Raw genomic sequence first — 14274 nt, forward strand, 5'->3', positions numbered from 1 at the left:
CGCCTGGGCGCTGCTCGCCGCGCTGGCGCTGCTGCCCTGGCTGGTGCTGCCCCGGCCGCGCGCCAGGGGCGGGGCCGCCCGCCGCCCCGGCGGCACCGAAGCCGGCCCCGAGGGGCGGCCGTTGCGCCTGACCCGCTCGCCCACCGCCTGGGCGCTGGCCGTGTTCTTCGGGCTCCAGGCGACGGCCGCCTACATCACCATGGGCTGGCTGCCGCAGATCTACCGCGACGCCGGCGTCTCCGCCTCCACGGCCGGCCTGCTGCTCGCGCTGGTGATGGGCATGGGCGCCCCGCTCAGCTTCCTGGTGCCCACCCTCGCCACTCGGCTGCGCAGCCAGGGCCCGCTGGTGATCGCCGTCGGCCTGTGCGGCTTCGGCGGCTACCTCGGGCTGTGGCTGGCGCCGGCCGGCGGCGCCTGGGCGTGGGCGGTGCTGCTGGGCGTCGCCAACACCGCGTTCACCGTCGCCCTCACCATGATCGGCCTGCGCGCCCGCACCGGCCCCGGCGTGATCCGGCTCTCCGCCTTCGCGCAGAGCGTCGGCTATCTGCTGTCCGTGCCGGGCCCGTTGCTGGTGGGCGCGCTCAACGAGGCGACCGGCGGCTGGACGGCCCCGCTGCTGCTGCTGATGGCGCTGCTGGCCGCCCAGGTCTGCTGCGGGGTGCTCGCCGGGCGGGACCGCTGCGTGGAGGACGGGCACTGAGTGCGAGACTGGTGCCATGCCAGCGCTCGACCCCAACCCCGGCAACGGACAACGCACCCTGCTGCTCATCCTGGGCGCCATGCTCGGGATCACGGTGGTCATCGCCGTGATCGCCACCGTCGCCTCGCCCTGACACCCCCGCGGCGCCGCTCCGTGGTGGGGCTGGCCCCACCATCCCCTAGGGGGCTGGGTTCAGGGGCGACTGGGTGGCTCACCGGATGGGCCTCGGGCGCGACCTTCCCTAGATTTCTCGTAGATCGCTGATCAACGCACCCGCGAACAGCAGCGGAGAAAAGGGAGGCGCCATGACCGCCCGCGCCCAGACCAGCCAACGGGAGCTGCGCCTGCGCTGGTGGGCCGTGGCCCTGCCCGTCGCCGTCTTCCTCGGGCTCCTCGCCCTGCTCGCCTCCGGCGGGGAGAACGCGACGGCCAGCGGCACGGACCCGTTCACCCGCGTCGTGGAGCACCTCAGGGTGACCCTGCTCTGACGCCGACCGGCCCACCCGGTGCCCTCCCGCGCCGGGCCGGCCCACCCGGGGCGGCACCGATGCCCAACGCCCCGACCCCGACTGCCCGTTTCGTGCGAAGCTGGGGCACATGAGCGTCGAAGTTGTCCGCAGGATCGTTCTTCTCCGACACGCCAAAGCCGACTGGCCCGACGTCGCCGACCACGATCGACCGCTCGCCGAGCGGGGCCGTCAGGACGCCCTCCTCGCCGGCCGCTGGCTCGCCGGCGCCGGCGTCACCCCCGAACTCACCCTCTGCTCCACGGCCGTGCGCGCCCGCGACACCTGGAAGCTGTGCGCCTCCGTGCTGCCCCGCCGCCCCAGGACCACCTACGAGAGCCGGCTCTACGAGGCCACGCCAGGCGAGGTGATCGCCGTGCTCAACGAGGTGGACGACGCGGTCCGCGACCTGCTGGTCGTCGGCCACAACCCGACCCTGCACGCGCTGGCCGACCTGCTCGCCGGCACCTCCGAGGGCGACACCCGCGCCCGGTTGCGGGCCACCGGCTTCCCGACGGCGGCCCAGGCCGTGCTGACGCTGACCGGCGGGTGGAAGTCGCTGGAGCCCGGCGCGGCGCGCCTGGTCACCCTCTGGACGCCCCACGACTGAGGCCGGGGGAGGCCCGCGCCTCAGCCCTGGGCGTCGGCGGCCTCCACCTCTTCCCTGGTGATGCCCAGCAGGTACAGCACGGTGTCCAGGAACGGCACCGAGACGGCCGTGTGCGCCGCCTCGCGCACCAGCGGCTTCGCGTTGAACGCCACCCCGAGGCCCGCCGCGTTCAACATGTCCAGGTCGTTGGCGCCGTCCCCGATCGCCACCGTGCGGGACAGCGGCACCCCGGCCTCGGCGGCGAACCGCCGCAGCAGCCGCGCCTTCCCCGGCCGGTCCACCACCTCGCCGACCACCCGGCCGGTCAGCTTCCCGTCCACCACCTCGAGGGTGTTGGCCGCTGCGAAGTCCAACCCGAGCCGCTCCCGCAGCGCGTCCGTCACCTGGGTGAACCCGCCCGAGACCACGCCCACCTGGCAGCCGAGACGCTTGAGCGTGCGGATCAACGTCCGCGCGCCCGGCGTCAGCCGCACCTCGGACCGCACCTTGTCGACCACCGACTCGTCGAGACCGGCCAACAGCGCGACCCGCTGGTGCAGCGACTGTTCGAAGTCCAACTCCCCGCGCATCGCCGCCGCCGTCACCTCGGCGACCCGCTCCTCGCAGCCGGCGTGCGCCGCGAACAGCTCGATCACCTCGTCCTGGATCAGCGTCGAGTCCACGTCCATCACCACCAGCCGGGGCGCCCGCCGTTGCAGGCCCGAGGACACCACGGCGATGTCCACGCCGCTGGCCGCCGCCTCCCTGGCCAGCGCGGTCCGCAGCTCCTCCGTCGGCACGCCGGAGACATCGAACTCCACGGCCGTCACCGGGTACTTGGCCAGCCGGTAGATCCGGTCGATGTTCCCGCCGGTGGCCGCTATCCGCGCCGCCACGGACGCCGTGGCCTCGGCGGTCAACGGGTTCCCCAGCACCGTCACATGGCTGCGCCCGGTGCCGCGCGCCGGGTTGTCACCGGTTCCGGAGATGATCTCCGCCTGGAGCCCGGCGCCCTCAGCCCAGGCGTGCACGGTCGCCCGCAGCTCGCCCTCGGCCGCGTGCGACGCGTCCCCGGCCGGCGGCCGGACCAGCGCGCACAGCGTGATCCGCCCCCGGGTGACGACCTGTTCGATGTCGATGACGTCCACCCGGAAGCCCGCCAGCGTCCGGAACAGTCCGGCCGTCAGCCCCGGGCGGTCCCGGCCGAAGATCTTCACCAGCAGCGTGGGGGCGTTCTCGTCGGCCCAAGTCACGGAGGTCATGATGGGGCCCACGTTAGCGGCTGGGGCGCGGGAGACCGGCGCGCGGTCCGGCAGACGGACACCCCGACCAGCGGCGCGAGCGCCCAGGCCGTGCGGTGAACGTCACAGCGGAGCCCACGCTTCGCGACAGCTTGGTGACTTTCGGGGGGCGACTTCCCGTTTCCGGCCAGAGCCTGGAATAGTTCCCCAACGATGTTCAACCATCCCTAGACTTCCGGCCGGAGGTCACTCGGGGGACAACTTTGTGGGGCATGGAGTGCCGGAACTCGTACTCGAATTGAACGGTCAAATCTGGACATTGGACCCTACCAGGTCGTACAGCCTCGGTAGAGATCCACAGGGCGACTTCGCCCTTCAGGACGCTCGTGTCTCGTGGCGTCACGCGACCGTGCGGTGGGGTGGGCAGAGCTGGGTCATCGAGGACCACGGCAGCACCAACGGGACCTACGCCCAGGGGCAGCGCGTCCAACAGCACGCGCTCGCCCCCGGCACGGTCATACATCTGGGAAACGCCACCGACGGCCCCCGGCTGACCTTCTCCGCCGGCGCCTCGGCGCCGTACCCGTCGCAGCAGGCGCCGGCCGTGCCGTACCAGTCGCAGCAGGCGCCCGCGATGCCCTACGCGCAGGCGCAGGCCGCCACCGCCGGGCCGCCCCAGCACCAGCCACCGGCGGGGCCGCCGCCGCAGCACCAGCCGGCGGCCGGACAGCCGCATGGCGAGCCGCCGAACCACGGGGCCACCAGCCTCCACCAGCTCTCCGTCGGCAAGGTCACCAGGATCGGCCGCGCGCTGGAGAACGAGCTGGTCGTCTCCGACCTCCAGGTCTCCCGGCTGCACGCCGAGTTCCTGGCCCACTCGGACGGCCGGTTCGAGATCCACGACCTCGGCAGCCACAACGGCACCTACGTCAACGGCCAGCAGCTGCCGAAGAACGGCCGGGCCAACCTCGGCCCCAACGACACCGTCGGCATCGGCCACTCGACGTTCCGCCTGGTCGGCAACCAGCTCCAGGAGTTCGTCGACACCGGTGAGGTCTCCTTCTCGGCCCGCCACCTGACCGTCCAGGTCAACAACGGCCAGACCACGATCCTCAACGACGTCTCCTTCGGCGTCCCCGAGAAGTCGCTGATCGGCGTCATCGGCCCGTCCGGCTCCGGCAAGTCGACCCTGCTGCGCGCCCTGACCGGCTACCGCCCGGCCACCTACGGCGAGGTCCTCTACGACCACCGGAACCTGTACACGCACTTCGCCGAGCTGCGGCACCGCATCGGACTCGTCCCGCAGGACGACATCCTGCACACCGCGCTGCCCATCCGGCAGGCGCTCCGGCTCGCCGCCCAGCTCAGGTTCCCCGGCGACGTCGGCGCCGCCGAGCGCAACAACCGGGTCGAGGAGGTGCTCGCCGAGCTGAAGCTCGTGCCGCACGCCGACAAGCGGATCTCCTCGCTCTCCGGCGGCCAGCGCAAGCGGGTCTCGGTCGCCCTGGAGCTGCTCACCAAGCCGTCGCTGATCTTCCTCGACGAGCCCACCTCGGGCCTCGACCCCGGCATGGACCGCGACGTGATGCAGCTGCTGCGCGGCCTGGCCGACGACGGCCGCACCGTGCTCGTCGTCACCCACTCCGTGGCCGAACTCGGCCTCTGCGACCGGGTGCTGGTGATGGCCCCCGGCGGCGGCGTCGCCTACTTCGGCCCGCCCGACGAGGCGCTCAACTTCTTCGGCTACGACAGCTGGGCCGACGTCTTCTCCGCGTTCGAGAACTACCGCGACTACGACTGGATGGGCCGCTGGCGCGGCTCGCAGCACTACCAGATGTACGCCGCCGACCTCGACGCGGTGCAGCCGCAGGCCGCGCCCTACCAGCCGATGGGCGTCATGCAGCAGAAGGCCCAGACCTGGGGCTCCCAGGTGCTGACCCTGATGCGCCGCTACTCCGCCGTGATCCTCGCCGACCGGGGCTTCCTCGTCCTGACCGTCGCCCTGCCGATCATCCTGGGCCTGGTCAGCCTCGCCATCCCGGCCGACAACGGCCTCGGCTACGGCCCGCTGGAGAACGGCCTGCGCAACGGCGACGCCAGCATCGTGCTGCTCGTCCTCGTCGTCGGCATGTGCTTCGCCGGCGCGGCCAACGCGGTCCGCGAGCTGATCAAGGAACGCGTCATCTACGAACGAGAACGGGCCGTCGGCCTCTCCCGTTCCGCGTACCTGATGTCCAAGGTCTTCGTGCTGGGCATCGTCACCGTGCTCCAGGGCGCGATCCTGTGCATCATCGGCTTCGCCCCCCGCGACATGCCCCCGGAGGGCGTGATCCTCAGCGACTCGCCCGCCATCGAGATGAGCCTGGTCATCATGACCCTCGGCTGCACCTCGATGATGATCGGCCTGGTGATCTCCGCGCTGGTCCGCACCTCCGAGATGACCATGCCGCTGCTGGTGATGATCTCCGTGGTCCAACTGGTCTTCACCGGCGCCCTCTTCCAGGTCCACGGCACCCTCGGCGTGGAGCAGCTCGCCTGGCTGATGCCCTCCCGCTGGGCCCTGGCCGGCACCGGCACCACGGTCGACCTCAACACGCTGACCGCCTCGCCCACCGCCGAGCCCGACCCGGACCCGCTGTGGAAGCACGAGGCCGGCTACTGGCTGCTCGACGTCGGCGCCCTGCTGGTGCTCGCCGTGATCTGCGGCTTCCTGGTGATGAGGTTCCTGCGCCGCCACGAGCCCGAGGTCATGCGCGCCTGACCCGCCGGAGAACCGTGCCCGCCTCGGCCGCACGACCTAGGCCGAGGGCCCGACCCCGGCACCCGCCGCCGCCCGATCCGACCAGGGGCGGCGGCGGGTTACCGTTTCGACCATGGGCCAACCCACCGGTCTCGCGGCCGTCTCCGCCGCGCTGCTCGCCATGAACCGCACGCTCCAGGTGCACGACGTGCTCCAGACCATCGTGCGCTCCGCACGCGAGCTGCTCGACGCCCGCTACGCGGCGCTCGGCATCCCCGACGGCAACGGCGGCTTCGGACAGTTCTTCGTCGACGGCGTCACCGACCGCCAGTGGAAGGCCATCGGCCCGCTGCCCCGCCAGCACGGCATCCTCGCCGCTATGCTCACCTCGGCCACCCCCGTCCGGCTCCCCGACGTCCGCCTCGACCCCCGCTTCGAGGGCTGGCCCTCGGCCCACCCCGAGATGACCGACTTCCTCGGAATGCCGATCGCCGACGGCGAGGAGGTGCTCGGCGCCATCTTCCTCGCCAACAAGCGCTGCCCCAGGGACGCCCCGCGCCCCCGCGACGGCTGCGGCTTCACCGGCGAGGACGAGCAGCTCCTCCACCTGCTGGCCGAACACGCCGCCATCGCCCTGACCAACGCCCGCCTCTACGAGCGCAGCCGCGAGCTGACCATCTCCGACGAACGCGCCCGACTCGCCCACGAGTTGCACGACGCCGTCGCCCAGAAGCTCTTCTCGCTCCGGCTCACCGCCCAGGCCGCCGCCACCCTCATCGACCGCGACCTCGAACGCGCCAGGAGCGAGCTGGGCCAGGTCACCGCGCTCGCCGCCGAGGCCGCCGAGGAACTGCGCGCCGCCGTCGTCGAACTGCGCCCCGCCGCCCTCGACGAGGACGGCCTCGCCGCGACCCTGCGCGCCCAGACCCAGGTCCTGGACCGCGCCCACCCCGCCAAGGTGCTCTTCGACTGCCGCGACACCCGCGCCCTGCCCGCGCCCCAGGAGTCGGCGCTGCTGCGCGTCGCCCAGGAGGCCCTGCACAACGCCCTCCGCCACGCCGACCCCGGCACCGTCACCGTGGCGCTGCGCCGCCGGGGCACCGCCACCGTGCTGCGGGTCAGCGACGACGGAACGGGCTTCGACCCCGACGCCGTCCGCACCGCCGGGCGCCACCTGGGCCTGGTCTCCATGCGCGACCGGGCGGCGGCCGTCGGCGGCACGCTCGCCGTGCGCTCAACACCCGGCGAGGGAACCGTGATCGAGATGGAGGTGCCGGGTGCCTGAGACCAGGGCCATTCGCGTGCTGATCGTGGACGACCACCAGGTGGTCAGGCGCGGCCTGCGGACCTTCCTTGAGGTGCAGGACGACATAGAGGTGGTCGGCGAGGCCGCCGACGGGTCGGCCGGCGTCGCCGCCGCCGAGGAACTGCGCCCCGACGTCATCCTGATGGACGTCAAGATGCCCGGCACCGACGGCGTCGAGGCCCTCGGCCAACTCCGCGAACGGGGCAACGCCGCCCGGGTGTTGATCGTCACCAGCTTCACCGAGCGCCGCACCATCGTGCCCGCGCTGCGCGCCGGGGCCGCCGGCTATGTGCACAAGGACATCGACCCCGACGCCCTCGCCGGCGCCATCCGCTCCGTGCACGCCGGGCATGTGCTGCTCCAACCCGAGGTGGCCGGCGCCCTGTTGGCCCAGGAGGGCGGGGGCGGCGGCCGGGGCGGCTCGCTCACCGACCGGGAGCGCGAGGTGCTGGCCCTGATCGCCAGGGGCCGCGCCAACCGGGAGATCGCCCGCGCCCTGGTGCTCTCCGAGAAGACGGTGAAGACCCATGTCTCCAACATCCTGATGAAGCTGGACCTCGCCGACCGCACCCAGGCCGCCCTCTGGGCGGTCCGCCACGGCATCGCCGACTGAGCCCCGACGACGAGCGGCCGGCACCCCCAACCGGGCGCGGCGAGCCGGGTTCTGTCGCCTCCGGTCCCGCTTCGTCGGACCATGGTCAACTCCGCTCTTCATACCATCGGGTGAGGCGGGCGACCCGGGCGTGTCCCCGCCCACGAGCGGCCGTTGTTGAGGGCGGGCCGGGGCAACCCCGCACCGGCCGTCTTCGAGAAACCCAGCCAAAGGACGCAACGTGAACAACCTCAGGAAGGCCGGCGCCGTCGTTCTCCTCGTCGGCGGAATCGCCGCGACCGGGGCCGGCGTGGCCAACGCCGACAGCGGAGCCGCCGGCGCCGCCCTCGGCTCGCCCGGCGTCATCTCCGGCAACAGCGTCCAGATCCCGGTGGACGTCCCCGTCAACGTCAGCGGGAACACCATCAACGTGATCGGCCTGCTCAACCCGGCCTTCGGCAACATCGCCGCCAACCACTGACCGGGCACGGCCACCGTCAGCCCACACCCCACGCGTTGATCCGTACGGGGGTAACGGGCAGCCCGCCCGTGCCGCACGCCAGATCGACGCGTTGTGCAACGCGCGACTCCCACCGAGGAGTCGCGGCACACGCATCCGTCCAGGAGGAACGCATCTCATGAACACCGCGAAGAAGGCCGCCCTGGTCCTCGCCGCCACCGGCGCCACCCTGGGCGCCGCCGCCGGCAGTGCCGCAGCCGACTCCGGCGCCATCGGCGGCGCCGCCGGCTCGCCCGGGGTCGCCTCGGGCAACAACATCCAGGCGCCGATCCACGTGCCGGTCAACCTCAGCGGCAACTCGATCAACGTGATCGGCCTGCTCAACCCGACCTTCGGCAACGCGGCCGTCAACGACTGACGAGGCCCCACCGCCGAAGCGGCCCCCGGGAAGCCAACCGGCCCCGGGGGCCGCTCCCGTTGGCCGCCGCCTCCTACCCCCGCTGCCGCTCCCGCTCCTCCGCACAGGCGTTGTACGCCGCCACCCGCGCCCGCCGCGCCGCCCGCTCCACCGGCCGCAACAGCGCCTCGCGCCGGGCCAGTTCCCCGGCGCTCACCGCCCCGCCCCCCTCGTCACGCCCCGCGATGTCCACCAGCGCCGCCACCCGCCCCGCCAACTCCAACACCCGCACCGCGCGCGGCGGATACCCCGGCGCCAACAGCTGCCGCCCCCGCTCCGTCCGCGCCCGGTACGCCGCCAGCGCCGCCTCGGCCACCGGCCCCGAACCCGCCACGTCCAACGCCGTCAACGCCCGCGTCGCGTCCCGCAGCACCTCCGCCAACTCGCGCTCCGCCTCACCCAACGACGGCACATCAGCCGGCGGCGCCTGCCGCACCGGCGACACCCGCCACAGCACCTCGCACCACACGTCCCCGGCGGGACCCCGCTCCACCACCTCCGGCACCAGACCCAGCGCCGGCCCCGACACCAGCACCGCCTCACCCGCCTCCAACGCCGCCTCGTTGAACTCCGGCGGACCCGAGAGCCCCAGCGGATGCCCCGGCGCCGGCAGCGCGATCCGCAACCCCACGGCGCCCAGCGCCCGCAGCCGGCCCAGCGCCAACGTCAGCCCGACCTGGCCCGACTCGCCCGGCAGCCCCACCACCCGGTGCGCCGCGTCGTCGGCGACCACCCCGGCCGCCGCGTCGTCCGGCGACACCAGACCGGCCAACAGCGCGTTGCCCCAGGCGGCCAGCCGCCCCACACGAGGTTCCTCCCACATGCCCTCTACCTTAGATAAGAACCCGGAACAAGCCGCCTGACGCTCGATGCCGGTGAAGGGTGGCGTAGGTTTTGTCCTGGGGAAGTGCCCACAGGCACCGAAACGGCGATGGCAAGGGGAGTAACCGCGCGCATGAGCGATGTACTGGAGCTGGTGGACGTATCCGTGGTCCGCGAAGGCCGCGCTCTGCTGGACAAGGTCTCCTGGTCGATCGCCGAGGGCGAGCGCTGGGTGATCCTGGGCCCCAACGGAGCCGGCAAGACGACCCTGTTGAACGTCGCGTCCAGCTATCTGTTCCCCACCAGCGGCACCGTCCAGATCCTCGGCGAGAAGCTGGGCGGCGTCGACGTCTTCGAACTGCGCCCCCGCATCGGCATGGCCAGCAGCGCGCTCGCCGACAAGCTCTCCCGCCGCCAGACCGTCCTTCAGACCGTGCTCACCGCCGCCTACGGCATGACCGCCGGCTGGCAGGAGAGCTACGAGGCCGTCGACGAGCAGCGCGCCCGCGCCTTCCTCGACCGCCTCGGCATGAACGACCTCCTCGACCGCCGCTTCGGCACCCTCTCCGAGGGCGAGCGCAAGCGCACCCAGATCGCCCGCGCCCTGATGACCGACCCCGAACTGCTGCTCCTGGACGAGCCCGCCGCCGGCCTCGACCTCGGCGGCCGCGAGGACCTGGTCCGCCGGCTCGGCCGCCTGGCCCGCGACCCCTACGCCCCCTCGATGGTGATGGTCACCCACCACGTCGAGGAGATCGCCCCCGGCTTCACCCACGTCCTGCTCATCAGGGGCGGCAAGGTCCTGGCCGCCGGGCCCGTCGAGGACACCCTCACCTCCGCCCAGCTCTCCCGCTGCTTCGGCCTGCCCCTGATCGTCGAGCGCCAGGGCGACCGGTGGACCGCGAGGGGCCTCCCGCTCACCTGACCGACCGCCCACCTGACCGACCGCCACCAGGCGACCCCAACAGACCGGCCGCACTGACCGGTTGCGACCTGTTCCCGGGCCCCACCACGGCATTACGATGGCTTGGTGGACTTCTGGGTGTGGTGGCTGATAGCCGCCGGAGGATTCGGCATCGCGCTGGTGCTCACCACCATGCCGGAGCTGGGGATGCTCGGCGCCGGCGCCGTCGCGGCGGCCATCACCGCCTCGTTCACCGACAGCCTGGTCATCCAGGTGCTGGTCTTCGCGGTGGTCTCCACCGCGCTGATCCTCGCCGTCCGCCCCATCGCCCGCCGCGCCGGCAACGGCCCGCCCGAGCTGCGCAGCGGCGTCGACGCCCTCAAGGGACGCTCCGCCATCGTGCTGGAGCGCGTCGACACCCACAGCGGGCGCATCAAGCTCGCCGGCGAGGAGTGGTCGGCCCGCGCGCTGGGCGACGAGGACACCTACGAGCCGGGCACCCAGGTGAGCGTCGTCGAGATCGACGGAGCCACCGCCATCGTGATGTGATGGCTGCCGCGACACGCAGCTGTCCCGACAATCGTCCCAACTCAACTAGCAGCAGGGGGAGTACACGATGGACGCCATCATCATCGTGCTGATCATCCTGGTGGTGCTGGTCGTCATCGCGCTCGTCCAAACCATCCAGGTGATCCAGCAGGCCAGCGCAGCCATCGTCGAGCGCTTCGGTCGCTACACGCGCACGCTCAACGCCGGCCTCAACATCGTCGTTCCCTTCATCGACCGCATCCGCAACCGGATCGACCTCAGGGAACAGGTCGTCCCGTTCCCGCCCCAGCCGGTGATCACCCAGGACAACCTCGTCGTCAACATCGACACCGTCATCTACTACCAGGTGACGGACGCGCGCGCGGCGACCTACGAGGTCTCCAACTACATCCAGGCGATCGAGCAGCTCACCGTCACCACCCTGCGGAACATCATCGGCGGCATGGACCTGGAGCGCACCCTCACCTCCCGCGAGGAGATCAACGCCGCGCTGCGCGGGGTGCTCGACGAGGCGACGGGCAAGTGGGGCATCCGCGTCAACCGCGTCGAGCTGAAGGCCATCGAGCCGCCCACCTCCATCCAGGACTCGATGGAGAAGCAGATGCGCGCCGACCGCGACAAGCGCGCCGCGATCCTCCAGGCCGAGGGCGTCCGGCAGTCGGAGATCCTCCAGGCCGAGGGCGCCAAGCAGTCCGAGATCCTGCGCGCCGAGGGTGACGCCCGCGCCGCCGCCCTCCGCTCCGAGGGCGAGGCCCAGGCCATCCGCACCGTCTTCGAGGCCATCCACGCCGGCGACGCCGACCAGAAGCTCCTCTCCTACCAGTACGTCCAGATGCTCCCCAAGATCGCCCAGGGCGAGTCCAACAAGCTCTGGATCGTGCCCAGCGAGATCGGCGAGGCGCTCAAGGGCCTCGGCGGCAACCTCAACCGCATCACCGGCGCCGGCGACAACGACAACGGCGGCGGAGGCACCGGCGGCCAGGGCGGCGGCCCCACCCTCGACAAGCCCCCGTCCCCCCGGGAACGCCCCTACATCGAGTGACCCACCGTCCCTCCAGGACGCCCGACGGCGGTGCCGCCCGGAAGCCAACTCCCGGACGGCACCGCCGCGTTGTTCCGTAACTCAGGCCACCCGCAACGAGCCGGCCGCCGTCCCGGCGGTCAGCCACTCCGGCAGCTCGCCCACCGCGCCCTGCCCGCCCAGCGCCAACACCAGCGCGTCCGCAGGGGTCGGCTGGAACGGCTCGACCAGCAGCCGCATCCCCGCCTCGGCCGGCGTCCGGTTCGCCTTCCGTCGGTTGTCGTCCGCACAGGCGGCGACGGTATTCAGCCAGGTGTCGCGGCCCCCGCGCGAACGCGGCACCACATGGTCCACCGTCGTCGCCCGCCGCCCGCAGTACGCGCACCGGTGCCGGTCCCGCACCAGCACCCCCCGCCGCGACCAGGGCGCCTGTTGTCGAAACGGAACCTTCACAAACCGCCGCAACCTGATCACCTGCGGCACCGGAAGGTCGAGGGCGGCCGCCCGGAAGCGCGAGCCAGGCACCGCGTGCTCCAGATCCGCCTTGCGCTGCAACACCAGCACCACGGCCCGCCGCGGCGACACCGTCGACAGCGGCTCATAGCTCGCGTTCAACACCAGGGTGCCCGACACCCCGACCACCTCCCCGTTCCCGCGCCGCCGTCCCCGGCGGGCCGGCACCCACTGTGCCGCCACCACCACGGTGGGACAACGCAATTTCCCCCGGCGGCACTTCACGGGAACGGGAGGTGAACACGCTCGGGATCAGCCCTCGGCCGGCACCTCGTACTCGCCGATCAGCCGCGCCCGACCCAGCGCGTGGAACCGCAGCATGAAGCCCACCTGCGCCGGCGTCGCGTTCTCGTCGGGACCCAACTTCTCCTGGTCCACCGCGTACACGGTGAACACATAGCGGTGCGGCCCGTCCCCGGGCGGCGGCGCGGCCCCGCCGAAGTCCCGCGTCCCATAGTCGTTCCGCACCGTCACCGCCCCCGCCGGCAGCCCGGACCCGTCCGCGCCCCCGGCCCCCGCCGGCAGCTCGGTCACCGAGGCCGGCAGGTCGAACAGCACCCAGTGCCAGAACCCACTCCCCGTCGGCGCGTCCGGGTCAAAGCAGGTCACCGCGAAGCTCCGGGTCCCCTCCGGAAAACCGGACCAGCTCAGCTGCGGAGAACGGTTGCCTCCCGCGTACACCTGCGCCTCGGGCAGCGCCCCACCGTCCTGGAACTCCTCACTGGTCACCGTGAACGCGGCCACCGGCGGATGGAAGTCATGCGGCAGGGGACGACGGCGCAACTCGGACATAGAGCGGAAACCTCCTCGTCGAACGGTTCGCTTGTCCGGTTAGCCTAGTCAGCCGACCACCCCTGAAGCGCCGGAAGAGAGACGTGCCGAAGAAGCCCACCCCCGACCAGCCGCTGCCCCGCGACTTCTTCGACCGAGCGGTGCTCGACGTCGCCCCCGAACTCCTCGGCCGCACCCTGGTCCGCACCACCGAACAGGGCACCATCACCCTCCGGATCACCGAGGTCGAGGCGTACGCCGGGGAGATCGACCCCGGCTCCCACGCCTTCCGGGGCCGCACCCAGCGCAACGCCTCGATGTACGGCCCGCCCGGCCACGCCTATGTCTACTTCACCTATGGCATGTGGCACTGCCTCAACCTGGTCTGCGGACCCGAGGGCCACGCCAGCGGAGTCCTGCTCCGCGCCGGCGAGATCCTCACCGGCGCGGAACTGGCCCGCACCCGCAGGGCCAAGGCCCGCAAGGACACCGAGCTGGCCAAGGGCCCGGCCCGACTGGCCACCGCCCTCGGCGTGGACCGCGCCCTCGACGGCACCGACGTCTGCGGCGAACCGACCGCCCCGCTCCACGTCCGCCAGGGCACCCCGGTCCCGCGCGGCCGGATCAACTCCGGTCCCCGCACGGGCATATCGGGCCCGGGCGCGGTCCACCCGTGGCGCTACTGGATCGCCGACGACCCCACCGTCAGCCCCTACCGGGCCCACCAGCCGCGCCGCCGAGCTGCCCGGCTTGACGTGCCGGCCACGGAGTCGTAACGTGGATCGAGTCGCCTGAAGCAGACGCCCCTGGAAGCCGGTCGTCAGACCCTTCGGAGCAGCTTCGGCGACAGCCCACTACCAAGCAACGATCTCCCTCTCGGGGGCTCTTTTCGGCACGCCGAAAATCCTCCCCGAGAACCCCGATTTGGAATTCGGGTGGGGTTGGTTCTAAAGTAGTGGACACAGCGAAGGGAAGTGCCCGGAGGGCCCCGAGGGGGGTTTGATGGAAGCGTCCGTTCCTTGAGAACTCAACAGTGTGCCAAAAGTCAATGCCAGATTTTTGAGTTGTTTGCGAGGATGTTCGAGCATCTTTGTGGGCGCTTT

17 protein-coding genes are annotated in these 14274 nt (G+C 72.2%); 13 read left to right on the forward strand and 4 right to left on the reverse strand.

What is annotated here, in order from left to right:
• The 4 genes from EBN88_RS22760 to EBN88_RS22770 all read left to right on the forward strand — a co-directional run.
• A partial coding sequence (locus tag EBN88_RS22760) for an MFS transporter (RefSeq protein WP_122185780.1) occupies nucleotides 1-700 on the forward strand: 700 nt, incomplete at its 5' end.
• A 16-nt stretch (nucleotides 701-716) separates the two neighbouring features.
• The gene (locus tag EBN88_RS32440) at nucleotides 717-833 is read left to right on the forward strand and encodes an SGM_5486 family transporter-associated protein (RefSeq protein WP_267902585.1); all 117 of its coding nucleotides are present in this window, start codon (nucleotides 717-719) and stop codon (nucleotides 831-833) included.
• Between the two features lie 172 nt (nucleotides 834-1005).
• A complete protein-coding gene (locus EBN88_RS22765) occupies nucleotides 1006-1188 on the forward strand; it encodes a hypothetical protein (RefSeq protein ID WP_122185781.1) in 183 nt (60 codons plus the stop codon).
• 109 nt (nucleotides 1189-1297) lie between these two features.
• The gene (locus EBN88_RS22770) at nucleotides 1298-1816 is read left to right on the forward strand and encodes a SixA phosphatase family protein (RefSeq protein ID WP_122185782.1); all 519 of its coding nucleotides are present in this window, start codon (nucleotides 1298-1300) and stop codon (nucleotides 1814-1816) included.
• A gap of 20 nt (nucleotides 1817-1836) precedes the next feature.
• On the opposite strand, the gene serB is transcribed toward EBN88_RS22770, so the two are convergent.
• Nucleotides 1837-3057, reverse strand: a complete 1221-nt coding sequence (serB, locus tag EBN88_RS22775) for a phosphoserine phosphatase SerB (protein ID WP_122398942.1) — start codon at nucleotides 3055-3057, stop codon at nucleotides 1837-1839.
• Between the two features lie 256 nt (nucleotides 3058-3313).
• Here serB and EBN88_RS22780 point away from each other — a divergent pair, with 256 nt between their 5' ends.
• From EBN88_RS22780 to EBN88_RS22800, 5 genes are all read left to right on the forward strand, one after another.
• Entirely contained in the window at nucleotides 3314-5797 is a 2484-nt protein-coding gene (locus tag EBN88_RS22780; RefSeq protein ID WP_122398943.1) for an FHA domain-containing protein, read from the forward strand.
• Between the two features lie 112 nt (nucleotides 5798-5909).
• Nucleotides 5910-7061, forward strand: coding sequence for a GAF domain-containing sensor histidine kinase (locus EBN88_RS22785; RefSeq protein ID WP_122398944.1), 1152 nt, complete (start codon nucleotides 5910-5912; stop codon nucleotides 7059-7061).
• Nucleotides 7054-7695 (forward strand): response regulator, encoded by a 642-nt coding sequence (locus EBN88_RS22790; RefSeq protein ID WP_122398945.1) that lies wholly within the window; start codon nucleotides 7054-7056, stop codon nucleotides 7693-7695. The genes EBN88_RS22785 and EBN88_RS22790 overlap by 8 nt, the downstream gene beginning before the upstream one ends.
• Before the next feature lie 220 nt (nucleotides 7696-7915).
• Nucleotides 7916-8155, forward strand: coding sequence for a chaplin (locus EBN88_RS22795; RefSeq protein WP_122398946.1), 240 nt, complete (start codon nucleotides 7916-7918; stop codon nucleotides 8153-8155).
• Nucleotides 8156-8312: 157 nt separating this feature from the next.
• Nucleotides 8313-8552, forward strand: a complete 240-nt coding sequence (locus EBN88_RS22800) for a chaplin (RefSeq protein WP_122398947.1) — start codon at nucleotides 8313-8315, stop codon at nucleotides 8550-8552.
• Between the two features lie 73 nt (nucleotides 8553-8625).
• Here EBN88_RS22800 and EBN88_RS22805 read toward each other — a convergent pair whose 3' ends face one another.
• Complete coding sequence (locus tag EBN88_RS22805; protein WP_122398948.1) at nucleotides 8626-9414, reverse strand: hypothetical protein; 789 nt, start codon at nucleotides 9412-9414, stop codon at nucleotides 8626-8628.
• Between the two features lie 132 nt (nucleotides 9415-9546).
• Between EBN88_RS22805 and EBN88_RS22810 the strand changes: the two genes are divergently transcribed.
• The 3 genes from EBN88_RS22810 (at nucleotide 9547) to EBN88_RS22820 (ending at nucleotide 11908) form a co-directional block, all read left to right on the forward strand.
• Nucleotides 9547-10338: an ABC transporter ATP-binding protein gene (locus EBN88_RS22810; RefSeq protein ID WP_122398949.1), complete on the forward strand. Its 792-nt coding sequence runs from the start codon at nucleotides 9547-9549 to the stop codon at nucleotides 10336-10338.
• 105 nt (nucleotides 10339-10443) lie between these two features.
• Nucleotides 10444-10866, forward strand: coding sequence for an NfeD family protein (locus tag EBN88_RS22815; RefSeq protein WP_122398950.1), 423 nt, complete (start codon nucleotides 10444-10446; stop codon nucleotides 10864-10866).
• A 67-nt stretch (nucleotides 10867-10933) separates the two neighbouring features.
• A complete protein-coding gene (locus EBN88_RS22820; protein ID WP_122398951.1) occupies nucleotides 10934-11908 on the forward strand; it encodes an SPFH domain-containing protein in 975 nt (324 codons plus the stop codon).
• 81 nt (nucleotides 11909-11989) lie between these two features.
• On the opposite strand, the gene EBN88_RS22825 is transcribed toward EBN88_RS22820, so the two are convergent.
• Nucleotides 11990-12520: an HNH endonuclease gene (locus tag EBN88_RS22825; protein ID WP_122398954.1), complete on the reverse strand. Its 531-nt coding sequence runs from the start codon at nucleotides 12518-12520 to the stop codon at nucleotides 11990-11992.
• Nucleotides 12521-12652: 132 nt separating this feature from the next.
• Entirely contained in the window at nucleotides 12653-13192 is a 540-nt protein-coding gene (locus tag EBN88_RS22830) for a YbhB/YbcL family Raf kinase inhibitor-like protein (protein WP_122398952.1), read from the reverse strand.
• A gap of 83 nt (nucleotides 13193-13275) precedes the next feature.
• Between EBN88_RS22830 and EBN88_RS22835 the strand changes: the two genes are divergently transcribed.
• The gene (locus tag EBN88_RS22835; protein ID WP_122398953.1) at nucleotides 13276-13947 is read left to right on the forward strand and encodes a DNA-3-methyladenine glycosylase; all 672 of its coding nucleotides are present in this window, start codon (nucleotides 13276-13278) and stop codon (nucleotides 13945-13947) included.
• Nucleotides 13948-14274: the final 327 nt, after the last annotated feature.

The sequence above is a fragment of the Streptomyces triticirhizae genome (assembly GCF_003696235.1).
Classification (GTDB): domain Bacteria; phylum Actinomycetota; class Actinomycetes; order Streptomycetales; family Streptomycetaceae; genus Streptomyces; species Streptomyces triticirhizae.